The following is a 25,920-nucleotide window of genomic DNA, read 5'->3' on the forward strand; positions in this document are numbered from 1 at the left end:
GACGCAAGAGCTCGCGCGTGTGGTTCAACTCAGGCCCTGAAACCTAGTCAGCTTTGTCGCCGCCGGCCAGGTTCTTCTTGGAACCGGTCTTGAAATCGGTCTCGTACCAGCCTGTGCCGCTGAGGCGGAAGCCTGGCATGGACAGCATCTTTTTAAGCTCTGGCGCCTGGCACGCAGGGCAGTCGACCAACGGTGCATCGCTGATCTTTTGAATGGCTTCCAACTGATGACCACAGGAAGCACATTGGTAATCGTACATCGGCATGGGGGTTGTCTCGGCGATCAGATTGCTACCGCGCACGCTGGGTTTTGCGGCAAAGAGCGGGATTATATCCATTAAATGCAGCCTGTGCAGCCGTAAGACTGCACAGATCGACACGCTGCTCCTTGATACATCAGGTTCAAGCCAGACCCGGGCAACGCCCCTCCTTGCGACTGTGGACAACACAGACCACCCGCACCAGCCCGCTGAAATTTCTCACCCCGCCATGACGCAAATGCACCTGGCGATCGACATGGGACAGCAACGCGCTGACCGAACAGCTATTGACCCTGGCCATGTCGGCTAAAATATCCCAATACACCTGCTCAAGCCGCAAACAGGTGGCAAAGCCATTCAATCGCACCGATCGGGACAACGGCCGGGCCAACCCCATATCGAACTCACTGACAAATGGATCGACCGCTATATCCTTGGTCAGCCCGCCCCTTCCCTCACCTCTTCCGCCTTCATATTCCATATCGCTGACACTCCTTTGCCATTTGCGGTTTCTATAAAAGCAATGTGAGTGCTTATAAAAACGCCAGGGCAAAGTTATAGCCAGATGACTTTATGACCATCCGCGTAGGATAAGCCAACAACGGAAGGCGGATGAGGGAGAGCGTCCTAGTCCGGCACTTTTCCTACAGAAACGAGCGAAGATTCGCTCAAGCAACTAGGTGCCATTCTGACGAAAAGGAGCGCGCGAACAACGATGCCATCGGCGCATCATTGATCCAAGAGAGCGCGCAGCATCCACGCGGTTTTCTCGTGGACCTGCATGCGTTGGGTCAGCAGGTCAGCCGTAGGCTCGTCGCTGACTTTTTCGAGCAACGGGAAGATCCCTCGGGCGGTGCGCGTGACAGCCTCCTGGCCCGCCACCAGTTGCCTGATCATGTCTTCGGCGGCCGGCACCCCCTCTTCCTCCTTGATGGAAGACAAGCGCGCATAAACAGAATAGGCGCCCGGGGCCGGGAACCCGAGCGCGCGAATTCGCTCGGCAATCGAATCGACCGCCAAGGCCAACTCGTTATATTGCTCCTCGAACATCAAATGCAGGGTGCGAAACATCGGGCCGGTGACGTTCCAATGGAAGTTATGGGTTTTCAGGTAAAGCACATAGGTGTCCGACAGCAGACGAGAAAGTCCGTCGACGATGGACTTGCGATCTTCTTCACTGATACCGATATCGATTGCCATGTTTTTCCCCTAAAGGTGATGAAGTTCATCCAACAGGTGCAGGACCACTCTAGCAAGCCTGTCGCCAGGCTGCAGCCCGCAAGCCTCGTCGGGCGACAGCAAGGGCCGCGATGCACCGCTGGACTCCTTGATTTGAGTAGCCTGCAGCTTTGCTGTTAAATAGACCGCGTGTCGTCAGTGCCTATTTTTTCGGGCGCTGCGCATAGGCTGATACCGGGCACGTGTCCAACGCCTCTTATTTATTCCGAAGCGAACCGTGCGCCATCAGCTCTTCCTTGTGAGCTGTCTTAACGTGAGTTAATCAAAATGTTGAAAATCGTCCACCTGCTGATAGGCGCAGCGGCCTTGCTGCTGTCCTTCTTCCCTAGCCTGCGATCTGAAGCCCTGCCTTACCTGCAACAACCCGAGGCGCTGTACCTGGCCTTTTTTGGCCTGCTCAACCTGACACTTGCTCCAGTTATCCCTTACTGGAACAAAGGCCCGCGCCATCAATTGCAGAACCTGGTCAGCGCCCTGCTGGTGCTGGCTGTCGTCCTGCAAACCCTGACGCTGATCGCGGAGATTTCGGTCATTGCCGGTCAGCCTGCCGTGCTGTTCAGCCTGGTTGCAGCCCTGATCGCTGTTGCCCTGCACCTGGCCATCAGCTTCTACAAATCGTCACCGGCCGCCGCTTCGCCTAGCTATGACATGAGCAACCGCGATACCGGTACCGTCAAGTGGTTCAATACATCCAAAGGCTTCGGCTTTATTTCACGCGACTCCGGCGATGATATTTTCGTGCATTTCCGGGCCATTCGCGGTGAAGGCCATCGCGTTCTGGTCGAAGGCCAGCGCGTCGAGTTCTCCGTCATGAATCGTGACAAAGGCCTGCAAGCCGAAGACGTCATCGCCGCCCTGCCGCGACGCTGATCAACGGCAACAAAAAAACCGCGAACGAGTTCGCGGTTTTTTTATGCCTGCGTTTCTGCCGGCGCTACTACTTAATAATGCGGCGGTGGCGCTTCTTCTTCGAAAGACTCGAACTGGCCGACCATTTCCTCTTGCCGCTTGAGGAGCGCGGCCATTTGCAGCTGCAGGCGCTCGACAACCCGCTGCTGCGCCACCAGGACATCATTCAATGCCTGGAGGGTGTCATCCTGAAACGCCAGGCGGCTTTCAAGGTCGGTGACGCGCTCTTCGAGGTTCATGATTCAACCCTCCTCAAACTTGAAATCATCGGTCAACACCAGACGCAGCCGTTCGCGAATCGCCTCGACCTGCTCTGCACTGTAAGGTTTGGCCGGGTGCTTGCCCCAGATAGGTGCCGGCCAGGCCGCGTCTTCATGCTTGCGCACGATCACATGCATGTGCAACTGACTGACCACGTTGCCCAAGGCAGCGACGTTCAGTTTGTCGGCATCGAACGAGTCCTTGAGCAACTCAGCCAACGAGGTCGTTTCCTGCCACAGTTGCTGCTGATCGGCGACACTTAACTGAAATATCTCGCTGATATCGTCCCTGCGTGGCACGAGGATGAACCAGGGATAGTTCGAATCATTGGACAACAGCAACCGACAAAGCGGGAAATCGCCAATCGGTAGCGTGTCTTGTTGAAGTCGTGGATCTAAAGCGAACACTGCACTTACTCCCGCCAGGTCATCATTCTTCAGCTTAGCGCCCTTCCAGAAAGATCGTACGCCAAGCCACTGGACGGCAGCATACCCTGCCAGCTTCACACCGAACCACCGCCTACGCCGCCCAAGGATCTAGAAATGGCACATGCGCGCCCCGAGTTGACACATTTCCTGCGAAACCGCACCAATACAGAACCAACGCACCGCAAAAAACGCGAAAGTGACCAACAAATCACCGCCCGCTCACGCCGCATAAAAACTGCCGACTGTTTGAATCAGCACAGTGATTGAAATTTTTTGCACCAAAACCGCACAGTACGTCTACGCTGAGTGCTTCGCATATCCGCCATTTACTCACTGGCGGGGTGAACCGGTAACGCTTTTGAATGTCACGCGGCCAGACATGGAGGTCAAACACGATGCCCACCCCTGCGTCAAGCCTGAAGTAAAGCAGCATGAGCCCCCCGGTTTTATGAGGTTTTTACCGCTTCAAGCAGCTAGACAGAAAAAAACATCGATGGAGTTCTGATTTGTGCACGCTTGTTGCATTGATACCCACATCGTCTATAAGGCACCGCGGGAAGCGGCCAGCCTTGAGACCCAAAAAAACAGTGGCAGGGTAGCCCGATGGAGATTCAAACGTTTCACCAGGGACTCTTTTTATCGATGCGCCAGTCCAGAAAAACAGCATTAAAGTTGTCAGTCCGGTTGCATCGGGGCTGTAAATTTGCGACATCTAGCTAGCCGTTTACGACAGGGTCGTAAAGAAGCTGAAAGGATAGATGCGCAAGTATCGCCAACATTGTCGGCGTGATATAAGTTTGCGCCGACACAAAAAGAAAGAGCCGCCCAGATAATAAAACAGGTGGAGCGGCAGTACTCTTCTAAAAACCAAAGGAGCAAATCACGATGCGCGTGATGAAGTGGAGCATGATCGCACTGGCTGTTGCAGCTGGTACCTCGCAGTTCGCAGTGGCGTCGTCCCAGGACGAGTCCAAGGGTTTCTTCGGCGACCAAAGCCTGAAACTCAAAACCCGTTTTGAGTACATGAACCGCGACTACAAGAACGGCGCGAGCAACCCATCGAGCGGCACCTCCGGCTATCGTCAGGACTCCGGTCTGAGCCAGCTGCTCACTTACGAGTCGGGCTTCACTCAAGGTACTGTTGGTTTCGGCCTCGACGCCATGGCCATGGGCGCAGTGAAACTGGACGGCGGTTCGGGACGTCGTGGTAACGGCCTGTTCGCTAACGACAGCGACGGCAACCCGGAAAAATCCCAGGGCAAGCTTGGCGGTGCAGTGAAACTGCGTCTGTCCGACACCGTCCTGAAATACGGCCAGCAGTTCGTTGCCAGCCCAGTGTTCGCGACTGACGACAGCCGTATGCTGCCGGAAGTGGCTACCGGTACCCTGATCACTTCCAAGGAAATCAAAGGCCTGGAAGTGAGCGCCGGTCGCTTCACCGCACTGAGCAAACAAACCGGTATGGCCCGTGACAGCATCGGCGGCCTGCCAGATGAAGACGGTTTCCACTCCAAGGGCCTGAGCGACGGCATCAACATCTTCGGTGCCAGCTACGCCTTCACCGATAACTTCACCGCTGCCGTGGCTGCGTCGGATGCTGAAGAGTACTTCAAGAAGTACTACGTCAACATGAACCTGACCGTGCCGATCAACGACGAACAGTCGCTGAACTTCGACCTCAACGGTTACAAAACCAAGGGCGACAAGCGTGGCGACCTGGTTGACGCAATCGGCGACGGCACCCTGGGTGTGGACAACAACCTGTGGTCCCTGGCGGCTGCCTACAGCCTGGGCGCTCACAAATTCACCCTGGCCTACCAGCAGTCGAGCGGCGACAACGCTTACTACTACGGCGTTGACGGCAACAGCACCATCTTCGTATCCAACTCCATTCAGATCTCCGACTTCGTGGGCCGCGAGGAGAAATCCTACCAAGCTCGCTACGACCTGAACATGGCGCAATACGGCGTTCCTGGCCTGAGCTTCATGACCCGTTACGTAATGGGTGACAACATCAAGACCAATGGTCTGGGTGAAGGTAAGGAAAACGAGTGGAACCTGGAGTCCAAGTACGTCGTACAGGAAGGTCCAGCAAAAGACCTGTCGTTCCGTGCACGTTTCGCCAACTACCGCTCGAACGGCGCGTACAGCGGCTACTCGTCTGACGTCTACGACACCCGTCTGATCATCGAGTACCCACTGAGCATCCTGTAATCAGGGTGTAAGTAGGCAACTGCGTAGATCAAGAACCGCCCACCTTTTCAGGTGGGCGGTTTTTTTATGCCTGCCATATGCCAAACACTACAGCAAGCAACTTCCTCGCATAACGTTAATACTTTTTTCAATGAACTGATCAATAGTCACAAAAAAACCCGAGAGACTTTTAATCTCTCGGGTTTATGTATCCGCTAACAAAAGAGGCTTACTGTACGGCCGCTTCCTGAACCACTCGAACTACACGCTGTGGAAATGGAATGTCAATACCCGCCGTTTTCAATCGGTCACGGGACTGTTCGTTAAACATGAACATCACGTCCCAGTAATCCGCTGTTTTCACCCAGACACGCAGGGAAACGGTGATTGAACTGTCACCCAGGGTCGAAATGACTGCCTGCGGTGCCGGGTCGTCCAACACGCGCGGGTCCTTGGCCAACTCCAGCAAGACTTCACGGGCCTTCTGCAAGTCCGCTTCGTAATCGACACCCACATCGAACACCACTTTGCGGGTCGGTTGACGGTTGGTGTTGGTGATGATGCCGTTCGACAGATTGCCGTTAGGCACGATGATGGTCTTGTTATCGCCGGTGCGCAGCACGGTGTGGAAGATCTGGATGCTGTCGACAGTACCCGCTACGCCTTGGGCTTCGATCCAGTCACCGATACGGAAAGGACGGAACAGCAGGATCAGCACGCCGCCGGCGAAGTTCGCCAGGCTGCCCTGCAACGCCAGGCCAATGGCCAGGCCAGCCGCACCGATCGCCGCCACGAACGAAGTGGTTTCCACACCAATCATCGACGCCACGCTGACGACCAGCAGGATCTTCAGAATGATGTTCGCCAGGCTGCTGATAAAGCCTTGCAGCGCAAGGTCAGCGTTACGCAGGGCTATCAGGCCTCCGAGCTTGTGCGTGACCTTGTTGATCAACCACCAGCCGATCGCCAGGGTAATCACTGCCAGCAGCACACGGCTGCCATATTCCATGATCATCGGGATCCAGGATTGGGACACCCTGACCAGATTGTCTACTTCAGCATTTAAGTCCATCTGCTTTCTCCTGCATTTTTCCGGCTACCCGGCACGCGAAAAATAAAGCGGCAGAAAGACCGAACCCTGTGCGGATCGATCGTTTCTGCCGTTGCTTGGCCCTCGGACGCCGAAAACGCCTGGAGGTTCCCGCCTTGCACGTCAGTCGCGGAAGTTGTTGAACTGCAGCGGCATGCCGAATTCCTTGGCTCGCAGCACTGCAATGGCTTCCTGCAGGTCGTCACGCTTCTTGCCGGTGATGCGCACCTGCTCACCCTGGATGGCGGCCTGCACCTTCAGCTTGGCGTCCTTGACGTGAGCGACGATTTTCTTCGCCAGCTCTTTGTCGATGCCTTCCTTGAGCACAGCTTCCTGTTTCATCAGCTTGCCCGATGCAAACGCATCCTTGACCTCAAGGCACTGCACATCGATCTTGCGCTTGACCAGGGCCAGCTTGAGGATCTCAATCATCGCCTCGAGCTGGAAATCCGCTTCAGCGGTCAGGTTGACGGTCAGGTCCTTTTCCTTGAACTCGAAGCTGCCTTTGCCTTTCAGGTCATAGCGACGATCGAGTTCCTTGACGGCGTTCTCGACCGCGTTGGTGACTTCGTGTTTGTCCAGTTCGGATACCACGTCGAACGACGGCATGTAATCTCTCCAATAAATAGGGCGCGCTCGATCAAGATGGAGCACGCCTGGCTTGCGGTTAAAATCCGCGCTGATTATAACGGGTCTTTCCGATCATTCACTGCGAGCCACCCATGCGCGCCTCAAACAGAGCAAAAAGCTGATGTCCACCACCTGGCATGTTCTAGGCGCCGGTAGCCTCGGCACGTTGTGGGCCACTCGCCTGGCCCGGGCGGCAGTGCCGGTGCGCCTGATACTGCGTGACGCAGCCCGGCTGCGGGCGTACGAGGCGGCAGGCGGGTTGACGCTGGTCGAACATGGCCAGGCACAGCTATACCCGGTAAGTGCCGAAACGGCCGACAGCCTCGCGCCGATTAATCGACTACTGGTCGCCTGCAAAGCCTACGATGCGGAGCTGGCCGTGGCACAGCTGGCACCCCGACTGGCGCCCGGCGCCGAGCTGATCCTGCTGCAGAACGGCCTGGGCAGCCAGGACGCCGTGGCGGCGCAAGTCCCCCAGGCGCGCTGCATTTATGCGTCAAGCACTGAAGGCGCCTTTCGCGACGGTGACTGGCGTGTAGTCTTTGCCGGGCACGGGTTTACCTGGCTGGGGGATGCCGGCCATCCCGTCGCCCCGATCTGGCTGGACGACCTCGACACCGCGGGCATTCCCCATGAGTGGAGCACCGAGATTCTCACCCGGTTGTGGCGCAAACTGGCGCTCAACTGCGCGATCAATCCGTTGACGGTGCTGCACGATTGTCGCAACGGGGGGTTGCAGGAGCACCACTGTGAGGTCGCCACCCTGTGCGGTGAACTCATCGAGCTGCTTGAGCGGTGCGGCCAGCCAGCAGCCGCCGAAAACCTGCAACAGGAGGTTGAACGGGTGATCCACGCGACCGCTGCCAACTACTCCTCGATGTACCAGGACGTCAGCAACCGGCGCCGCACCGAAATCAGCTACCTGCTGGGCCATGCCTGTAAAGTCGCGGCGCGGCATCAACTGAACTTGCCACACCTCAATCAACTGGAGTCCAAGTTGATCGCGCGCCTGCTCAGCCTTGGATTGCCCAGCGACTGAGCAGCGGCTACGCTGGCCACTTGTTCCCTTGCAGCGATAAACCTGATGCCATTGCGCCAGCGTCTTGAAAACCTCCCTGTCGGCCAGAAACTGCTGGCCGCCCTGCTGGTGCTGTTGACCACTGTACTGCTGGTTGCGAACCTGACCTTTATCAGCGCCGCTTACTACATTTCCCAGGAAAGCATGGCGCCCCAGGCCCTGCAGACCATCGGCCGACTGGTCTCCAACCCGAGCCTGGTGTCTGAGGCACTGCAATCACCGCAAAGCGCCCAACGCCTGCTCGATGAGCTCGACAGCTATTCACCATTGCGCGCTGCAGCCCTGTATGACGGCAAGGGCGAGCGCCTGGCGCAATTGCAACATGGCGATCACCTGAGCCTGCCCAAGCATTACCGCAACATCGAATCCTGGCAAGTCACCGAGTTTCGCAGTAACCAGGTCATCACCCTGCCCCGCCCCGGCACCGCACCCGGCCACCTGCTGCTGGTGGCCAGTAGCGAGCTGCCGATGGCGTTCTATACCGGGACCCTGACCGCCAGCCTGGGGATCCTGATTTTCAGTGTGCTGCTGTGGCTGGTCATCGCGCGACAGATCAAACGCCTGATTACCCGGCCGATTCATCAGTTGGAGGAGCTCTCCCGCCAAGTGACCCGGGAAGAGAACTATGCCCTGCGCGCCTCCCGGGGCAATCACGATGAAATCGGCAGCCTGGCCGAGGCGTTCAACACCATGCTCTCGCGAATCGAGGCCCGGGAACAGCAACTCAAGCGTGCCCGTGATGACTCTCAGGCCGCGTATGACCAGGCCCAGGGACTGGCCGAAGAAACCCGCCACACCAATCGCAAGCTGGAACTCGAAGTCCAGGTACGGAGCAAGATCGAGAAAAAACTCACGGGTTTCCAGAATTACCTCAACAGCATCATCGACTCCATGCCATCGGCGCTGATCGCCCTCGACGAACAGCTTTACGTAACGCAGTGGAACCAGGAAGCCAGCGCCCTGTCCGGTACACGCCTGGACGAAGCCTTGAACCAGCCGATCTTCCTCGCCTTCGAACCGCTCAAGCCCTTCCTGCCGCAGCTCAAGCAAACCGTCGAGCAGCACACGGTGGCCAAGATCGAGCGCGTGACCTGGGTCAAGGACGATGAACCCCGCCACTACGCCCTGACCTTCTATCCGTTGATGGGCGGTGCCGGACGTGGCGTGGTGATCCGCATCGACGACATTACCCAGCGCCTGTCCCTTGAAGAAATGATGGTGCAGTCAGAGAAAATGCTCTCCGTCGGTGGCCTCGCCGCCGGCATGGCCCACGAAATCAACAACCCGCTCGGTGCGATCCTGCACAACGTGCAGAATATCCGCCGCCGGCTGTCCCCTGAACTGCCCAAGAACCTGGAACAGGCCGAGCAGATCGGTGTCGAGCTGTCGACCGTCAACCAGTACCTGCAAGCACGCGAAGTGCCACAACTGCTCGACGGCATCCAGCAGGCCGGCGCCCGGGCGGCTAAGATCGTCACGCACATGCTCAGCTTCAGTCGGCGCAGTACCCGCCAAATGGCCCCGTGCGATCTGCCAGCGCTGATCGACCAGGCGGTGGAAATCGCCGGAAACGACTTCGACCTGGCAATTGGTTTCGACTTCAAGGGCCAGGCGATCATTCGCCAGTTCGACCCGGCGCTGGGGCCAGTGCCCGGTACCGCCAACGAGCTGGAACAGGTGCTGCTCAACCTGCTGAAAAACGCCGCTCAAGCCATTCACCAACGTGAAGACGACAGCGAACCAGGGCGCATCATCCTGCGCACCAAGCTGAATCCGCCGTGGGCAGAGATCCAGGTCGAAGACAACGGCATCGGCATGAGCGAAAGCGTGCGCAAGCGCATCTTCGAACCGTTTTTCACCACCAAGGAAATCGGTCAGGGTACCGGCCTTGGCCTGTCGGTCTCGTATTTCATCATCACCAACAACCACAAGGGCCAGATGGAAGTGCAATCGACCCAAGGCCAGGGCACCTGCTTTACCCTGCGCCTGCCATTGGCGAGCACCCCGCTCGTCTCTCAAGAACTCAACCAGTTAACGAGGTAACCATGGGCTTTCGCTTGTCGAAGATTTACACCCGCACCGGCGACAAAGGCGAAACCGGCCTGGGCGACGGTCGCCGTGTGCCCAAGGACCACCCACGGATCGAGGCTATTGGCGAGGTGGATACGCTCAACAGTCAGGTCGGAGTGTTACTGGCTGGACTGGCGGCAGAAGTTGCCCTGCATCCGGGCTTGAAGGAAGTGATCGAGGTATTGGCGCCCTGCCAGCACCGGTTGTTTGACCTCGGCGGTGAACTGGCCATGCCGGAGTATCAGGCGCTGAACGCCGCGGAAATCGAACGACTGGAAGCGGCAATCGATGTATGGAATGAAGAGCTTGGGCCGCTGGAGAATTTCATTCTGCCGGGCGGGTCGATGCTGATCGCCCAGGCGCATGTGTGCAGAAGCCTGGCTCGCAGTGCCGAGCGCCGCTGCCAGCATTTGAATGCTGTTGAGCCTTTGGGCGGGGTGGGATTGGCTTATATCAATCGGCTGTCGGATTTGTTGTTTGTGGTGGCAAGATTGATTGCCCGGCGTCAGGGGGTTGCCGAGATTTTGTGGCAGCCGGCGGTGAAACCTGAAGTTTAAGCTGCGCCTGCCAAACCGCCTTCGCGAGCAAGCCCGCTCCCACAGTTGACCGAGTACGCGGTCAACTGTGGGAGCGAGCCTGCTCGCGAAGGGGTCAATGGCTACACCAGAGAATCAAGTCTCAGGCCAGAACGCCCGAATCCCCGCCACGCCCTGCGCACCTGCCGCCCAAGCTTTCTCGACTTCCGCCGGGCCAACCCCACCCAGCAGAAACACCGGCCTGCTGAAACCCTCGATCAAGCTCGAAGCCTGCTCCCAGCCAAGCGGTAGAGCGTCCGGATGCGTCAAGGTCGGCTGCACCGGCGACAGGGTCACGAAATCCACACCCATCTCCTCGGCCAGCGCCAGCTCTTCAGCGTTATGGCAGGACGCCGCTAACCAGCGCGATGCCGGCAGCGGCCGACCCGCGGCCGCGTACTTGCGCAGTTGGGCCGAGGTGATGTGCCAGCCCGCGGAGGGGAAATCTCCCAGCCACTCGAACGGCCCCTTGATCATCAGCTGCGCCTTGCCGGCACACAGCCCGACGGCGTCCACAGCCAGATCGCGGTACTTGGGGTCGTAACCGTTGGGGGCGCGCAACTGGATCAACTTGATGCCGCCTGCGATGGCTTTCTGGATCCCTCGCAACAGGGCCGGGGTTTCCAGGTCTTCAGGCGTGATCAGGTATTGCTCGGGCAAGCGCGCGGCCGCCACGATTGGACGGTTGGCCTCAGGAAACTCGTAACCCGACAGGTCACGCGCCGTCACCCAGGCCAGTGGCTGACCTTCGGCGCCGTGAGGCTCACCGGTGAACGCCGAGACTTCCCAGACATCCAGCAACACCTGTTTGTCCGGGTAATCGTGACGGACCTTGATCAGCGGGCGCGCCGCGCCGACCACGATACCCAGCTCTTCCTGCAGCTCACGGGCCAAGGCGCTTTCGACCGACTCGTCGGCCTCGACCTTGCCGCCGGGAAATTCCCACAGGCCGCCCTGGTGCTGAGTATCGGCACGACGGGCGATGAGGATCTTGCCGCTGCCATCACGGATAACGGCGGCTGCTACGTGTACTCGTTTCACCACTTGATCTCCTCCAGGCCGGCCTTCTGCCAAGCCTTGAACGCTGGCCATTGGTAGAGGGTTTCAACATAAGCTTCGTCGACTGCCGACAGCTTGACCTGATAGGTACGCAGGCGCACGGCAATCGGTGCAAAAAACACGTCGGCCAGGCTTATGCGACCGAACAGGTAGGGCCCAGGCTCGGTCGCGACAGAACGGCATTCAGCCCACAACGCCGACATGCGCTCGATGTCTGCCTGCACATCCGCCGGAACCGGCGACAGCGGCGCGTCATGACTCAGGTCGAATGGCATGTTGCCGCGCATGGCGAAGAACCCGCTGTGCATTTGCGCGCACGCCGAACGCGCCTGGGCACGGGCGGCGGTATCTTTGGGCCACAGGCCCGCGTCGGGGAACTGTTCCGCCAGGTATTCGGCAATCGCCAGGGAGTCGGCGATGGTGCCGTGCGCGGTCTTGAGCAACGGGACTTTGCCGGTGGGCGAATGCTTGAGCAGACGCTCACGGGTGTCCGGCTGGTTCAGCTTGATCAGTTCTTCGGTGTAGGAGGCGCCGGTCAGATCGAGGGCCAGGGCGCCACGCAGGGACCAGGAGGAAAGCAGTTTGTCGCCGATGATCAGGTGCAGGCTCATGTTCAAGAGTCCTCAAGCATAAAGGAGTCCTGTAGGAGCTGGCTTGCCAGCAAAAACGGTAGCGGCCTCGACACATCTATCACCGCAGAGGATGCCTTCGCCAGCAAGCCGGCTCCTACAGGTTTTGCACCGTTACGTACGGTACTCGGCGTTGATCTTCACGTACTCGTGGGACAGGTCGGTGGTCCAGATGGTTTCGCTGCAATCACCACGACCCAATTCGATACGAATAGTGATTTCTTCCTGCTGCATCACCGCTGCGCCCTGGGCTTCGGTGTAGGTCGCAGCGCGGGCGCCACGGCTGGCGATGCACACTTCACCGAGGAACACATCAATCTTGCTCACGTCCAGGTTCGGCACGCCGGCACGACCAACAGCCGCGAGGATGCGGCCCCAGTTCGGGTCGGAAGCGAACAGCGCCGTCTTGATCAATGGCGAGTGGGCCACGGTGTAGCCAACGTCCAGGCATTCCTGGTGAGTGCCGCCGCCATTGACTTCAACGGTAACGAATTTGGTCGCGCCTTCGCCGTCGCGAACGATCGCCTGGGCCACTTCCATGCACACCTCAAATACCGCCTGCTTGAGCTTGGCGAACAGCTCGCCTTCGGCACGGGTGATTTCCGGCAACGCCGCCTGACCGGTGGCGATCAGCATGCAGCAGTCGTTGGTCGAGGTGTCGCCGTCGATGGTGATGCGGTTGAACGACTTGTTGGCGCCGTCCAGCATCAGGTTTTGCAGCACGTCACGAGCAACCTTGGCGTCGGTGGCGATATAGCCGAGCATGGTCGCCATGTTCGGGCGAATCATGCCCGCGCCCTTGCTGATACCGGTGACGGTGATGGTCACGCCGTCGTGCTGGAACTGGCGGCTGGCACCCTTGGGCAGGGTATCGGTGGTCATGATGCCAGTGGCGGCAGCTTCCCAGTTGTTCTCCGACAGATCGTCGAGGGCGGCTTGCAGTGCCCCCTCGATTTTCTCGACCGGCAGCGGCTCGCCGATCACACCAGTGGAATACGGCAGCACCAGGCTGGCGTCTACGCCGGTCAACTCTGCCAGCTTGGCGCAGGTGCGCTCGGCCGCGGCCAGGCCCGGCTCACCGGTACCGGCGTTGGCATTGCCAGTATTGGTCAGCAGGTAACGCACCGGACCTTGCACGCGCTGCTTGGCCAGGATCACCGGGGCGGCGCAAAAGGCGTTCAAGGTGAATACACCCGCCACTGTCGAGCCTTCGGCACAACGCATGACCACCACATCCTTGCGCCCCGGGCGCTTGATACCGGCCGAGGCGATACCGAGTTCAAAACCGGCAACCGGGTGCAACGTTGGCAAAGGACCAAGACCAACAGCCATGAATGCGCTCCTTTATAGATGATGTCTGCACCGCTTCAGCAAAAGCGATGGTAAAAATGGCAAAACGCCGCGACGGCATGAGCCGGTCGCGGCGCGGGTATTTCAGCGTATGAAACGGGGGTTACTGGATCTGCCCGTGGCAATGCTTGAACTTCTTGCCCGAACCGCAGTAGCACAGTTCGTTACGGCCCAGCTTCTGCTCGTTGCGAACCGGGGCGGTGGCAAGGGCCACATCGACCTCTTCACCCAACTGCTCCGGCTGCTCCAGGCTCGGGGCCTCTTCATGCAGGAACTGCATGCGCGCCGCCAGCGCCTCGGCTTCCTGGCGCAGGCGCGCCTCTTCCTCGGCCGGATCTTCGCGACGCACCTGAACGTGTGACAACACACGGATCGAGTCGCGCTTGATCGAATCCAGCAGTTCGGAGAACAGCGTGAACGACTCGCGCTTGTACTCTTGCTTCGGGTTCTTCTGCGCATAACCGCGCAAGTGGATGCCGTGACGCAGGTGATCCATGGTCGACAGGTGGTCTTTCCACAGGTCATCCAGCACGCGCAGGACGATTTGCTTCTCGAAGGTGCGCAGCGCTTCCGCGCCCGCCTGGTCTTCTTTCTCGTTGTACGCGGCGATCAGCTCCTGCATCAGCTTCTCGCGCAGGGTTTCCTCGTACAGGTGATCGTCTTCGTCGAGCCACTGCTGGATCGGCAGCTTCACACCGAAATCGCTTTCCAGGGCCGCTTCCAGACCCGCCACGTCCCACTGCTCTGGCAGCGATTGCGGTGGAATGTGCGCGCTGACGGTAGCGTTGAGTACGTCCTGGCGGAAGTCGGCAATGGTTTCACCGATGTTGTCGGCAGCCAGCAACGTGTTACGCATGTGATAGATCACTTTACGCTGTTCGTTGTTGACGTCGTCGAACTCCAGCAGTTGCTTGCGAATATCGAAGTTGCGACCTTCAACCTTGCGCTGGGCCTTTTCGATGGCGTTGGTCACCATGCGGTGCTCAATCGCTTCGCCAGGCTGCATGCCCAGGGCCTTCATGAAGTTCTTCACCCGATCAGAGGCGAAGATGCGCATCAGGCTGTCTTCCAGCGACAGGTAGAAACGACTGGAACCGGCGTCACCCTGACGACCGGCACGACCACGCAATTGGTTGTCGATACGGCGCGATTCGTGACGCTCGGACGCGATCACCTGCAAACCACCCGACTCGAGCACTTGCTGGTGACGTTTCTGCCAGTCCGCCTTGATCTGGGCAATCTGCTCAGGGGTCGGATTTTCCAGCGAGGCCACTTCCACTTCCCAGTTGCCGCCCAACAGGATGTCGGTACCGCGACCGGCCATGTTGGTGGCGATGGTCAGTGCACCCGGGCGACCGGCCTGGGCGATGATCTCGGCTTCTTTTTCGTGGAACTTGGCGTTCAGGACCTTGTGCTCGATGCCTTCCTTGTTGAGCAGGTCGGACATGCGCTCGGAGGTTTCGATGGTCGCAGTACCCACCAGCACCGGACGGCCCGCGGCCATGCTTTCCTTGATGTCCGTGACGATTGCCGCATATTTCTCGTCGGCGGTCAGGAACACCAGGTCGTTGTAGTCTTTACGGGCCAGCGGCTTGTTCGTCGGAATGACGATGACCTGCAAGCCATAGATCTGATGGAACTCGAACGCTTCGGTGTCGGCCGTACCGGTCATGCCGGACAGTTTGTTGTACAGACGGAAGTAGTTCTGGAAGGTGGTCGAGGCCAGCGTCTGGCTTTCGGCCTGGATGTTCAGGTTTTCCTTGGCTTCGATGGCCTGGTGCAGGCCTTCGGACAGACGGCGACCGGGCATGGTGCGACCGGTGTGTTCGTCAACCAGTACGACCTGGCCGTCCTGCACGATGTATTCAACGTTGCGATGGAACAGTTTGTGCGCACGCAGACCGGCATAAACGTGGGTCAGCAGGGCCAGGTTGTGCGCCGAATACAGGCTCTCGCCTTCCGCCAGCAGGCCAAGGCGGGTGAGCGCGTCTTCGACGAACTGGTGACCGGCTTCGTTGAGCTCGACCTGGCGGGTCTTCTCGTCAACGGTGTAGTGACCGGCATTGGTAACTTCGCCTTCGACTTCTTCGACGTGCAGCTCCAACTGCGGGATCAGTTTGTTGATCTCGATATACAGCTTGGAGCTGTCCTCGGCCTGACCGGAAATGATCAGCGGGGTGCGGGCTTCGTCGATGAGGATGGAGTCGACTTCGTCGATTACGGCAAAATTGAGTTCGCGCTGGAATTTTTCTTCCATGCTGAACGCCATGTTGTCGCGCAGGTAATCGAAACCGAACTCGTTGTTGGTGCCATAGGTGATGTCGGCGGCATAGGCCAGGCGCTTCTCTTCCGGCGGCTGGAATGGCGTGACCACGCCGACCGTCAATCCGAGGAATTCGTAGAGCGGGCGCATCCAGTTGGCGTCACGACGGGCCAGGTAGTCGTTCACCGTCACAACGTGCACGCCCTTGCCGGACAATGCGTTGAGGTAAACACCCAGCGTTGCCACCAGGGTCTTGCCTTCACCGGTACGCATCTCGGCGATCTTGCCTTCATGCAAGGTCATGCCACCGATCAGCTGGACATCGAAGTGACGCATCCCCATGACGCGCTTGCCGGCTTCACGGGCAACCGCGAAGGCTTCCGGCAGAAGCTGGTCGAGGGTTTCCCCTTTGGCGAAGCGGGCCTTGAACTCGTCTGTCTTGGCACGCAATTGATCGTCCGAAAGGGCCACCATTCGCTCTTCGAAGGCATTGACGAGTTGCACCGTCTTGAGCATGCGTTTGACTTCACGCTCGTTCTTGCTTCCAAAAAGTTTTTTTAACAAAGGCGCAAACATATCGGCAGGATCTTCCACACTAAAGGGATGGAGGGCGGCCCCGTGAGTCGCCCGAGCAGCCCTCATGGCCGCATGCGAACGAGCATTCTACCCGGAAACGGTGGTGAGGAAAGTGGCGTTACTCCACGATGCTGGCACAGCGTTGTGACGGGGCTCATTTAAAATAAGGGCAAATCGCTGAACTTCAAGCCATTCACGGCAGAAGTTACTGGTTGATTTAATGGGTAAAGCGCGCGCAAAGCAATGGGTCGGGCGCATCCGGTGCTTTCTGCTACCATGGCGGCTCTGTTACTTCAGGTGTCTGATCATGGCATTTCGCCCTCTTACGGCCAGAGCACCCGCCGTCCTGCTTCGCGAAGCCAAGCCACTCAAGGCCATTCTAGGCCATGCTCAACGCCTGGGTCATTTGCAACGCTTGCTCGAGAGCCAGCTGCAACCCGCCGCACGCGCGCATTGCCACGTGGCGTCCTGGCGCGAAGGCAGCTTGTTGCTCATTGTCACCGATGGTCATTGGGCCACCCGCCTGCGCTACCAGCAAAAACGCCTGCAGCGGCAACTGCAGATGTTCGATGAGTTCGCCAGCCTCACGCGAATCCTGTTCAAGGTCCAGCCGCCTACCGTACAACAAGGGGCGACCGGGCATACCATGGATTTATCCAATGATGCGGCCGCGACCATCCAGGCCACGGCCGACGGCATCAGCGATCCGAATCTGCGGGCGGCGCTGGAGCGCTTGGCGGCGCACGCCAAGTCCAAGGCATGACATAAAACCCCTGTGGGAGCGAGCCTGCTCGCGAAAGCGGTGCTTCAGTCAACATAAATGTTGAATGTAACATCGGATTCGCGAGCAGGCTCGCTCCCACAGTTAGCGGCGTTTGCTGCCGCCCAACAATGACCCCATCAACCCGCGCACCAATTGCCGTCCCAGCTGATTAGCCGCCTGTCGCATCGCTGATTTCAATGCCTGCCCTGCGGCCGTGCCGAGAAACTCTCCGGCTTGCTCGGTGAAACTCGGCTCCTGCGCCGCCGGTTTTGCCGGCGCAGCCTCAGGTTCGGGGGCCAGCCCCTTGCGCCCCATCAGTATTTCATAGGCTGATTCACGATCGATCGGCTTGTCATACCGCCCCTTGCACGGCGAACCGGCTATCAGCAGCGTGCGCTCCGTTTCCGTCAGCGGCCCGATGCGTGATTGCGGTGGAGCCACCAGCACGCGCTGGACCATTTCCGGCGTGCCCTTGTCCTGCAAGGTGCCCACCAGTGCCTCGCCGATGCCCAGCTCGGTCAGCACCGACAGGGCGTCGAACGCCGGGTTCGGTCGGAAGCCATCGGCCACCGCTCGCAGTGATTTCTGCTCCTTGGCGGTGAACGCGCGCAAGCCGTGCTGGATGCGCAGGCCCAACTGGGCCAACACGTCATCGGGCAAATCGCCCGGTGACTGGGTGACGAAATACACCCCCACCCCTTTGGATCGAATCAGCCGCACCACTTGCTCCAGTCGATCCTGCAGCGCCTTGGGCGTGCCAGCGAACAACAAATGTGCCTCGTCGAAAAACAGCGCCAGCAACGGTTTGTCCGCGTCGCCACGTTCTGGCAGTTGCTCGAACAGTTCGGCCAGCAGCCACAGCAGGAACGTTGCGTAGACCTTGGGGGCTTCATGCACCAGACGACTGGCATCGAGCAGGTGGATGCGCCCGCGGCCATCGGCGGTCGGTTGCAGAATATCCTCCAGTTGCAGCGCCGGCTCACCAAACAGCGCCTCAGCGCCCTGCTGTTCCAGGGTTGCCAGGCGTCGTAGCAGGGCCTGGCTGGAGCCGGTGGTCATCAGCGCAGCGTCATCCCCCAGCAGTTCGGGGTGGTCCTTGAGGTGATTGAGCAGCGCCTTGAGATCCTTCAAATCCAGCAACAACAAGCCTTCGCGGTCGGCCACCTTGAACGCGGCATACAGCGCCGACTGCTGGCTGTCGGTCAATTCCAGCAGGCTGCCGAGGAGTAACGGCCCCATTTCACTCAATGTCGTGCGCAAAGGATGACCGGACTGACCGTGAATGTCCCACAAGGTCACCGGATAGGCCGCAGGCTTGTGGCTCAGCCAGGGCATGCCGGCAATGCGCTCGGCGATCTTGCCCTGGGGGTTGCCGGCAGCACCCAGGCCGCACAGGTCACCCTTAATGTCGGCGGCAAAGACCGCCACGCCGGCATCGCTGAAGGCTTCGGCCAGACGTTGCAACGTGACGGTCTTGCCGGTCCCGGTAGCGCCTGCGATCAATCCGTGGCGGTTCGCCAGGCGCATGGCCTGGGCGATCGGCTGCCCCGCAAGATCGGCGCCGATAACAAGTTGCAATGAATCAGGCATTTGGTCACCCATGGTTAATCTTTGGTCCTACACGGCCGATAGAAATATCGACAAAGCAGACAGACACAAATCTGTCGGACATTTCCCTTAAGGAGCGACGGAAATATCACTTGCTTTCAACATTGCCCATCGTGCGTTCCTTTATAAAAGCACGCGCTGGGCATTAAGACCTTAGCGGAACCCCAAGCCATGAACAAAAATCTACGCTTCAGCCACAAAATCCTGCTTGCCGCCGCCCTTATCGTCATTGCGACTTTCGCCTCATTCACCCTGTATAACGATTATTTACAGCGCAATGCCATCCGCGAAGACCTGGACAACTATCTCAACGAGATGGGCGACGTCACCGCCAGCAATATCCAGACCTGGCTGACCGGCCGTATCCTGCTGATCGAGAACCTCTCGCAAAACATTGCCATCAACCCGGAACAAGCCAACGTCGCCGCCCTGCTGGAACAGAAAGCTCTGACGTCGACGTTCATGGCGTCCTACCTGGGCGACGCTACCGGGCACTTCACCATCCGTCCGGATGCGAAGATGCCGGACGGTTTCGACCCCAGGGTTCGCCCTTGGTACAAGGGTGCGCAAAACAGCAGCACGCCGACCCTGACCGAACCCTATGTCGATGCGGCGACCGGACAAACGATCATTTCCCTGGCCATGGCCTCGACGAAAGCCGGGCAAGGCGTGGGCGTAGTGGGCGGCGACCTCAGCCTGCAAACCTTGATCGATACCCTCAGCGCCCGGGATTTCGACGGCATGGGCTACGCATTTCTGGTCAGCGCCGACGGCAAGATCCTGGTCCACCCGGACAAAGCCCTGGTCATGAAGTCCCTGGGCGAGGCATACCCGCAAAATACCCCGCGCATCAGCCGCGACTTCAGTGAAATCGTGGTCGACGGCAAGACCCGCATCGTCACCTTTACCCCGATCAAGGGCCTGCCGTCGGTCAATTGGTACATCGGCCTGTCGGTGGACAAGGACAAGGCCTTCTCGATGCTCAGCGAATTCCGCACCTCAGCGGTGATTGCCACGGTGATCGCCGTCGCCATCATCATCGCCCTGCTGGGCATGCTGATCCGCCTGTTGATTCAGCCGCTGCACGTGATGACCCGGGCCATGGCCGACATCGCCGACGGCGAAGGCGACCTGACCAAACGCCTGGTGATCCAGAACAACGACGAGTTCGGTAACCTCGGCACCGCGTTCAACCGCTTCGTGGAACGTATCCACGGATCGATCCGCGAAGTGTCCTCGGCCACGGGCCAGGTTAATGAAGTGGCATTACGTGTGGTCGCCGCCTCGAACTCGTCGATGTACAACTCCGACCAGCAGGCGTCGCGCACCAACAGTGTGGCAGCGGCGATCAACCAGCTCGGTGCCGCCGCCCAGGAAATCGCCCGCAATGCCGCGCAAGCGTCGAGCCAGGCCAGCGATGCCCGCAACCTGGCCGAAGACGGCCAGCAAGTGGTGGACCGCAGCATTGCCGCCATGAACCAACTGTCGAACATGCTCAGCGCCTCGAGCAGCAACATCGAATCGCTCAACAGCAAAACCGTGAACATTGGTCAGATTCTTGAGGTCATCACCAGCATTTCCCAGCAAACCAACCTGCTGGCGCTCAACGCCGCCATTGAAGCGGCACGGGCCGGTGAAGCCGGGCGTGGATTTGCCGTGGTGGCCGATGAAGTGCGAAACCTGGCGCATCGCACCCAGGAATCGGCGCAGCAGGTTCAGACCATGATCGAAGAGCTGCAAGTCGGCGCCCGCGAGTCGGTTAGCACGATGAGCGACAGTCAGCGCCACAGTCAGGACAGCGTGGAAATTGCCAACCTGGCCGGCGAGCGCCTGAGCAGCGTGACGCAACGCATCGGTGAAATCGACGGCATGAACCAGTCGGTGGCAACCGCCACTGAGGAACAGACTGCCGTGGTCGAGTCGATCAATGTCGACATCACCGAAATCAACACCCTGAACCAGGAAGGTGTAGAAAACCTGCAGTCAACGTTGCGTGCATGTACGGACCTTGAGCAGCAGGCCGCGCGATTGAAGCAGCTAGTGGGCAGCTTCCGCATCTAGCGTTTTGACTGGCCTCTTCGCGGGCGGCGATCCGGCTCGCCCGCGAAGAGAAATACCCTGACACCAATCCCTCCATACACCCTCCCCTCCCCATCCCCGCCAAATCCTGACCGAACATCTATTCTTCATTAAGGTCAACCAAGGAGAACAACGGACCGGAGGAATGTTCATCGTGCATATCGCTGACATAACCATGTTCTACGCCCCTGCCAGCGGTGGCGTACGCACTTATCTGGATGCCAAGCATCATCGCCTGTGCACCAGGCCCGGTATCCGCCACAGCGTGTTGATACCGGGGGCCGTTCTCAGCGAACAGGATGGCATTTATACGGTTCCGGCTCCCGCCCTGCCTTTCGGCAAAGGTTATCGCTTCCCTCTGCGTCTCGCGCCCTGGCGCAACGTCCTGCAGGATCTGCAGCCCGAGTTGATTGAAGTCGGCGACCCCTACCTCACCGCCTGGGCGGCCCTGGACGCCCGTCGCCAACTGGATGTGCCCGTCATCGGCTTTTATCACTCCGACCTGCCACTGCTGGCCCGCAATCGAATGGGCAATTGGGTCACGCCAAACGTCGAGGCCTATGTCAGCAAGCTCTACGGAAACTTCGACCGGGTACTGGCACCGAGCAGGGTCATGGCCGATAAACTGACCGGCCTTGGCGTGAAGAACGTGTTCGTGCAGCCCCTGGGGGTCGATCTCCAGGTGTTTCATCCCGATGCACGGGACAGCGACCTTCGGGCCGAGCTGGGCCTGGACGAAAACACTCATCTATTGATCTTCGCGGGGCGCGGTTCCAAGGAGAAAAACCTGCCGGTGCTGCTCGAATGCATGAAGCGCCTGGGCCGACGCTATCACTTGCTGCTGGTCGGTTCGTCGATGCCGACCTCTGTGCCGGGAAACGTCACGGTCATCGACGGGTTCCGCCCTGCCACCCAAGTCGCCCGCCTGATGGCCAGTGCCGACGCGTTGCTGCATGCCGGTGATCAGGAAACCTTTGGCCTGGTGACCCTCGAAGCCATGGCCTGCGGTATCCCCGTGGTGGCGGTGGCTGCGGGCGCCTTTGAGGAAATCATCACCGATCAATGTGGCGTCTTGTGCGCCCCCAACGATCCGTTGGCCATGGCCAACGCCGTGCGCGAACTGTTCAGCCAGGGCAGCGTAGCCCTCGGCCAGCAAGCCCGACGCCATGTCGAGCGGTATTACGCTTGGGACGCGGTGGTCAACAGCCTGCTCGGCCATTATCACGCCGTCCTCGGCAGCCAATGGCCGCGAGCGGCCAATGGTTGAACCTATGAGCGCCCCGAGCCTGCTGCTGGTACTGCACGATGTCGCGCCACCGACCTGGGCCGATTACCAGCCCTTTATCGACGCCGTCGATGCGCTTGGCAGCGTGCCGATCACCTGGCTTGTTGTGCCGGACTTCCACAAACAGTTCGACTTGCGAGCCCAACCGCAATTTTGTCGCCAGCTCGGCGCACGGCTCGAGCGCGGCGATGAACTGGTGCTGCATGGTTATTTTCACTGCGATGACGCGCCGAAGGCGAGCAACCCCCGCGACTGGTTCATGCGCCGGATCTACACCCACGAAGGCGAGTTCTACAGTTTGTCTCGCGAAGCCGCTCTCAACCGCTTGCACGCCGGCATTGAAATGTTCCAGCGATACGATTGGCCGCTCCAGGGTTTCGTCGCTCCCGCCTGGTTGATGAGCGAAGGCACGCGCCAGGCCTTGCGCCAATTACCGCTGGATTACACCAGTGACGCCCGGCATCTGTTTCGCCTGCCTGATTTCACTGCAATCGATGCCCCCGGACTGGTTTGGAGTGCGCGCAGTGCCTGGCGGCGCGGCGTATCGAAACTGGTCAGCCAGCAACTCGAACAGCGCTGGCGAACGGCGCCGGTAATACGACTGGGCCTGCACCCGGTGGACATGCGTCATGAGTTCTCGCGTACATACTGGCTGCAAACCCTCAAGCGCCTGATCGATGAGGGCCGCGTACCCATGACCAAGACCCGTTGGCTGGCCCTGCAGAGCCAGCGCATGGGGCGTGCGGCATGAGCCGCTCGATCCTGCTGTGCATCGGTCTACTCGCCGCGTTACTGATTCCCTGGCTCCTGGGCGGCAGCGAAACCTGGTCACGGCTCAATGACTTCCCACTGAGCAGTTTGCTGGTCATGCTCGGCATGATCTTGCTGTGTTGGGTGGTCAATACCCTGCGTTTGCGCCTGTTGCTGGGCGATCAGCGCGACAAGGTCAGCCCGGTCAAGAGCCTTGGCGTGGTGATGGCCGCCGAATTTGCCTATTGCGCCACGCCGGGTGGCAGCGGCGGGCCACTGACCATCATGGCCTTGCTGGCGCGCAATGGCGTGCGACCGGCCAAGGGCAGCGCCGTGTTTGCCATGGACCAATTGAGCGATCTATTGTTTTTTCTCTGCGCATTGACCGGCATTCTGATTTACGCCCTGTTCCAGCATCTCAGCCAGCACATGGCGTGGTTGCTGCTCATCAGTGCCCTGTCGATGTTGGGTGGGCTGGTCAGTTGCGTGGTGGTGGCGCGCTATCACCGCCTGGTAATCCGTATGGGGGGCCGACTGCTGGCACGCCTCAACGTCGAGCCCTCGACCCGCATGCGTTGGGCACGCAAACTCCTGCACTTCCTGGCGGCGTTTACCGACACCCTGAAGTTACCCCCGCAGACATTGATCACCGTGTTTGGCTTGACGTGCGTGCATTGGATCTTGCGTTACAGCGTGTTGTACCTGGCGCTGCGCGGGCTCGGCGCGGACTTGCAGTGGGCCTGGAGCTTCCTGATCCAGATGGTTTCATTGAGTGCGGGGCAGTTCAGCCTGTTGCCAGGCGGTGCGGGGGCGGCTGAACTGACGTCAGCGGCACTGTTGGCGCCCATGGTGGGTAAATCCACGGCGGCGGCCGCCATTCTGATCTGGCGGGCAGTGACCTATTACTTTTATTTGCTGGTGGGTGGACCGGTGTTTTTACTGATGCTGGGCCGACCATTGCTCAAGAAGCTCATGAAGAATGTGTATCCGTAGGCCCAGGCTCTAGCTGCAACGCCTCCCACAACTCGGCAGCCCCCGAAAACTCCGTGCCATCTTCAGGGCTCAGTTCATCGGGGTCGTACCGACTCAAGCAACCCTCACCCAAGGTGGCGGGTGCCTTGCAGGTGGCTTTATCCAGTGGATCGGCCATGCTCATGTCCTCGGTGCAGAAACGGCGAAGGGCCTGTGCGATTGAACGCCCAGGCCCTTCGAATTTCAACCCTGTCGTGCAGCGGTCAGAACACCACGGTTTTGTTGCCGTGTACCAGTACCCGGTCTTCCAGGTGGTAACGCAGGCCACGGGCCAGCACCATTTTCTCGACATCTCGACCGAAGCGCACCATGTCTTCGATGCTGTCGCTGTGGCTGACACGCACCACGTCCTGCTCGATGATCGGGCCGGCGTCCAGCTCTTCAGTCACATAGTGGCAAGTAGCGCCGATCAGCTTTACCCCGCGCAGGGAAGCCTGGTGGTACGGCTTGGCACCGACGAACGACGGCAGGAAGCTGTGGTGGATGTTGATGACCTTGTGCGCATATTCACGGCACAGCTCAGGCGGCAGGATTTGCATGTAGCGGGCCAATACGACCACTTCGGCATCATGCTGCTTGACCAGGCGCGAGACCTCGGCAAATGCCGGCTCCTTGTCCTGGGGATTAACCGGTACGTGGTAGTAGGGAATGCCGTGCCATTCGACCATGCTGCGCAGGTCGTCGTGGTTGGAAATCACGCAGGCGATTTCACAATCCAGTTCATCGCTGTGCCAGCGATGCAGCAAGTCGGCGAGGCAGTGAGACTCGCGGCTGGCCATCAACACGACGCGCTTCTTCTGCTCGGTATCGGTAATACGCCAGTCCATCGAGAACTCTTCGGCAATCGGCGCAAAGGCTTCGCGCAAGGCTTCGATCCCGAAAGGCAGCGAGTCGGCACGAATTTCGTGACGCATGAAGAACCAACCACTGAGATTGTCCGAGTGGTGGCTCGCTTCAGTGATCCAGCCGTTATGTGACGCCAGAAAGTTACTGACTTTGGCAACGATGCCGACGCGGTCCGGGCAAGAAATCACCAGCCGAAAAGTGCGCATGAGGGGGAAACTCCAGAACTTCGCAAAGGCGGGCATTCTAGCGATTGTGCAGCAAAACTGCAGTATTGATGACACGCCGCCTTCCCCAACGGCCTGCGCCAACGTTCGCATAGCACCAGGCGAACGCCCCTAATTGGCCATCGACCAGCACTGATTTGTAAATATCTGTAGCACAGGCGGCGCATTATTTAAGTGCGCCTCCAATGTGCGCTGAACTCACTGGAATTTAATTAAATAAACTCAGGTTTAATGTTTACTTGATGAAACAGCCTGACTATTATTGCCGCACTGTCACCTGCCATCCAGCGCCCTACATAAGGTAGTAATCATGTCCTTGATCAACGAATATCGCGCCACCGAAGAAGCTATCAAAGAGCTGCAAGCCCGTTTGAAGAATCTGTCCCAAGACGACAAACTGCAGACCGAGCTGGAATTCGAAGGCAAACTGCGCACCCTGATGGGCGAATATTCCAAGTCCCTGCGCGACATCATCGCGCTGCTGGATCCAGAAGCCAAAACCAAAGCGCCACGTGGCGGTGCAGTAAAAACTACTGGCACCAAGCGTGCTCGCAAAGTTAAACAATACAAAAACCCGCACAACGGCGAAGTCATCGAGACCAAAGGTGGCAACCACAAAACACTGAAAGAGTGGAAAGCCAAGTGGGGCGGTGACGTGGTTGAAGGCTGGGCTACCCTGCTGGGCTAAGCTCACGCGCTTGTCGCGGATCAATTGCGACAAAAA

General features: G+C 59.2%; 25 protein-coding genes. 11 read left to right on the forward strand and 14 right to left on the reverse strand.

Annotated features, from left to right (window positions below; genetic code table 11):
* Window positions 1–43: 43 nt before the first annotated feature.
* The 3 genes from QLG10_RS19410 to QLG10_RS19420 all read right to left on the reverse strand — a co-directional run bounded on the left by QLG10_RS19410 (window position 44) and on the right by QLG10_RS19420 (window position 1,459).
* Complete coding sequence (locus QLG10_RS19410) at window positions 44–265, reverse strand: zinc ribbon domain-containing protein (protein WP_007977333.1); 222 nt, start codon at window positions 263–265, stop codon at window positions 44–46.
* Between the two features lie 136 nt (window positions 266–401).
* Window positions 402–740: a ribbon-helix-helix domain-containing protein gene (locus QLG10_RS19415; RefSeq protein ID WP_110752887.1), complete on the reverse strand. Its 339-nt coding sequence runs from the start codon at window positions 738–740 to the stop codon at window positions 402–404.
* Between the two features lie 248 nt (window positions 741–988).
* The gene (locus QLG10_RS19420) at window positions 989–1,459 is read right to left on the reverse strand and encodes a Dps family protein (RefSeq protein ID WP_020798464.1); all 471 of its coding nucleotides are present in this window, start codon (window positions 1,457–1,459) and stop codon (window positions 989–991) included.
* A 306-nt stretch (window positions 1,460–1,765) separates the two neighbouring features.
* Here QLG10_RS19420 and QLG10_RS19425 point away from each other — a divergent pair, with 306 nt between their 5' ends.
* Entirely contained in the window at window positions 1,766–2,368 is a 603-nt protein-coding gene (locus QLG10_RS19425) for a cold-shock protein (protein ID WP_020798465.1), read from the forward strand.
* A 71-nt stretch (window positions 2,369–2,439) separates the two neighbouring features.
* On the opposite strand, the gene QLG10_RS19430 is transcribed toward QLG10_RS19425, so the two are convergent.
* Together QLG10_RS19430 and QLG10_RS19435 are read right to left on the reverse strand one after the other, a co-directional pair.
* Window positions 2,440–2,646, reverse strand: coding sequence for a SlyX family protein (locus tag QLG10_RS19430; protein ID WP_110752885.1), 207 nt, complete (start codon window positions 2,644–2,646; stop codon window positions 2,440–2,442).
* A gap of 3 nt (window positions 2,647–2,649) precedes the next feature.
* Complete coding sequence (locus QLG10_RS19435; RefSeq protein ID WP_020798466.1) at window positions 2,650–3,075, reverse strand: HIT domain-containing protein; 426 nt, start codon at window positions 3,073–3,075, stop codon at window positions 2,650–2,652.
* Window positions 3,076–3,981: 906 nt separating this feature from the next.
* On the opposite strand from QLG10_RS19435, the gene QLG10_RS19440 reads away from it, so the two are divergent.
* Window positions 3,982–5,310, forward strand: coding sequence for an OprD family porin (locus QLG10_RS19440; protein WP_110752883.1), 1,329 nt, complete (start codon window positions 3,982–3,984; stop codon window positions 5,308–5,310).
* Window positions 5,311–5,518: 208 nt separating this feature from the next.
* Here QLG10_RS19440 and QLG10_RS19445 read toward each other — a convergent pair whose 3' ends face one another.
* Together QLG10_RS19445 and QLG10_RS19450 are read right to left on the reverse strand one after the other, a co-directional pair.
* On the reverse strand, window positions 5,519–6,361 hold the full coding sequence (locus tag QLG10_RS19445; RefSeq protein ID WP_110752881.1) for a mechanosensitive ion channel family protein: 843 nt from the start codon (window positions 6,359–6,361) through the stop codon (window positions 5,519–5,521).
* 141 nt (window positions 6,362–6,502) lie between these two features.
* Window positions 6,503–6,988 (reverse strand): YajQ family cyclic di-GMP-binding protein, encoded by a 486-nt coding sequence (locus tag QLG10_RS19450; RefSeq protein ID WP_007977344.1) that lies wholly within the window; start codon window positions 6,986–6,988, stop codon window positions 6,503–6,505.
* 142 nt (window positions 6,989–7,130) lie between these two features.
* Here QLG10_RS19450 and QLG10_RS19455 point away from each other — a divergent pair, with 142 nt between their 5' ends.
* Genes QLG10_RS19455 through QLG10_RS19465 form a run of 3 tightly spaced genes read left to right on the forward strand, consistent with a single transcriptional unit; the run spans window position 7,131 to window position 10,714 of the window.
* Entirely contained in the window at window positions 7,131–8,048 is a 918-nt protein-coding gene (locus QLG10_RS19455) for a putative 2-dehydropantoate 2-reductase (RefSeq protein WP_282487864.1), read from the forward strand.
* 45 nt (window positions 8,049–8,093) lie between these two features.
* Window positions 8,094–10,130 (forward strand): HAMP domain-containing sensor histidine kinase, encoded by a 2,037-nt coding sequence (locus QLG10_RS19460; RefSeq protein WP_110752877.1) that lies wholly within the window; start codon window positions 8,094–8,096, stop codon window positions 10,128–10,130.
* Between the two features lie 2 nt (window positions 10,131–10,132).
* Window positions 10,133–10,714 carry a cob(I)yrinic acid a,c-diamide adenosyltransferase gene (locus QLG10_RS19465; protein ID WP_110752875.1) on the forward strand — a complete coding sequence of 194 codons (582 nt, stop codon included), beginning with the start codon at window positions 10,133–10,135 and terminating at the stop codon, window positions 10,712–10,714.
* A 114-nt stretch (window positions 10,715–10,828) separates the two neighbouring features.
* On the opposite strand, the gene QLG10_RS19470 is transcribed toward QLG10_RS19465, so the two are convergent.
* The 4 genes from QLG10_RS19470 to secA all read right to left on the reverse strand — a co-directional run bounded on the left by QLG10_RS19470 (window position 10,829) and on the right by secA (window position 16,609).
* Complete coding sequence (locus tag QLG10_RS19470; protein WP_110752916.1) at window positions 10,829–11,773, reverse strand: Nudix family hydrolase; 945 nt, start codon at window positions 11,771–11,773, stop codon at window positions 10,829–10,831.
* Window positions 11,770–12,402 (reverse strand): glutathione S-transferase family protein, encoded by a 633-nt coding sequence (locus tag QLG10_RS19475; protein ID WP_282487865.1) that lies wholly within the window; start codon window positions 12,400–12,402, stop codon window positions 11,770–11,772. The genes QLG10_RS19470 and QLG10_RS19475 overlap by 4 nt, the downstream gene beginning before the upstream one ends.
* Window positions 12,403–12,534: 132 nt before the next feature.
* Window positions 12,535–13,752 carry a bifunctional glutamate N-acetyltransferase/amino-acid acetyltransferase ArgJ gene (argJ, locus tag QLG10_RS19480; RefSeq protein ID WP_020797885.1) on the reverse strand — a complete coding sequence of 406 codons (1,218 nt, stop codon included), beginning with the start codon at window positions 13,750–13,752 and terminating at the stop codon, window positions 12,535–12,537.
* Between the two features lie 121 nt (window positions 13,753–13,873).
* Window positions 13,874–16,609 carry a preprotein translocase subunit SecA gene (gene secA / locus QLG10_RS19485; protein ID WP_282487866.1) on the reverse strand — a complete coding sequence of 912 codons (2,736 nt, stop codon included), beginning with the start codon at window positions 16,607–16,609 and terminating at the stop codon, window positions 13,874–13,876.
* 307 nt (window positions 16,610–16,916) lie between these two features.
* On the opposite strand from secA, the gene QLG10_RS19490 reads away from it, so the two are divergent.
* A complete protein-coding gene (locus QLG10_RS19490; RefSeq protein WP_110752871.1) occupies window positions 16,917–17,372 on the forward strand; it encodes a DciA family protein in 456 nt (151 codons plus the stop codon).
* Between the two features lie 102 nt (window positions 17,373–17,474).
* On the opposite strand, the gene QLG10_RS19495 is transcribed toward QLG10_RS19490, so the two are convergent.
* Window positions 17,475–18,962: a helicase HerA-like domain-containing protein gene (locus QLG10_RS19495; RefSeq protein ID WP_110752915.1), complete on the reverse strand. Its 1,488-nt coding sequence runs from the start codon at window positions 18,960–18,962 to the stop codon at window positions 17,475–17,477.
* 189 nt (window positions 18,963–19,151) lie between these two features.
* Between QLG10_RS19495 and QLG10_RS19500 the strand changes: the two genes are divergently transcribed.
* The 4 genes from QLG10_RS19500 (at window position 19,152) to QLG10_RS19515 (ending at window position 24,087) form a co-directional block, all read left to right on the forward strand.
* Window positions 19,152–21,041: a methyl-accepting chemotaxis protein gene (locus tag QLG10_RS19500; RefSeq protein WP_282487867.1), complete on the forward strand. Its 1,890-nt coding sequence runs from the start codon at window positions 19,152–19,154 to the stop codon at window positions 21,039–21,041.
* Between the two features lie 163 nt (window positions 21,042–21,204).
* Window positions 21,205–22,326 (forward strand): glycosyltransferase family 1 protein, encoded by a 1,122-nt coding sequence (locus QLG10_RS19505; protein ID WP_248679187.1) that lies wholly within the window; start codon window positions 21,205–21,207, stop codon window positions 22,324–22,326.
* Complete coding sequence (locus tag QLG10_RS19510) at window positions 22,319–23,095, forward strand: polysaccharide deacetylase family protein (RefSeq protein WP_110752865.1); 777 nt, start codon at window positions 22,319–22,321, stop codon at window positions 23,093–23,095. The genes QLG10_RS19505 and QLG10_RS19510 overlap by 8 nt, the downstream gene beginning before the upstream one ends.
* Complete coding sequence (locus QLG10_RS19515; protein ID WP_110752863.1) at window positions 23,092–24,087, forward strand: lysylphosphatidylglycerol synthase transmembrane domain-containing protein; 996 nt, start codon at window positions 23,092–23,094, stop codon at window positions 24,085–24,087. The genes QLG10_RS19510 and QLG10_RS19515 overlap by 4 nt, the downstream gene beginning before the upstream one ends.
* Here QLG10_RS19515 and QLG10_RS19520 read toward each other — a convergent pair.
* Window positions 24,065–24,244, reverse strand: coding sequence for a hypothetical protein (locus tag QLG10_RS19520; RefSeq protein ID WP_110752861.1), 180 nt, complete (start codon window positions 24,242–24,244; stop codon window positions 24,065–24,067). The genes QLG10_RS19515 and QLG10_RS19520 overlap by 23 nt on opposite strands.
* 85 nt (window positions 24,245–24,329) lie before the next feature.
* On the reverse strand, window positions 24,330–25,178 hold the full coding sequence (purU, locus tag QLG10_RS19525) for a formyltetrahydrofolate deformylase (protein ID WP_020797876.1): 849 nt from the start codon (window positions 25,176–25,178) through the stop codon (window positions 24,330–24,332).
* A 328-nt stretch (window positions 25,179–25,506) separates the two neighbouring features.
* Here purU and mvaT point away from each other — a divergent pair, with 328 nt between their 5' ends.
* Window positions 25,507–25,884: a histone-like nucleoid-structuring protein MvaT gene (gene mvaT / locus QLG10_RS19530; protein ID WP_008058684.1), complete on the forward strand. Its 378-nt coding sequence runs from the start codon at window positions 25,507–25,509 to the stop codon at window positions 25,882–25,884.
* The last annotated feature ends 36 nt before the right edge of the window (window positions 25,885–25,920 follow it).

The organism is Pseudomonas sp. V98_8, assembly GCF_029967975.1.
GTDB classification, from domain to species: domain Bacteria; phylum Pseudomonadota; class Gammaproteobacteria; order Pseudomonadales; family Pseudomonadaceae; genus Aquipseudomonas; species Aquipseudomonas umsongensis.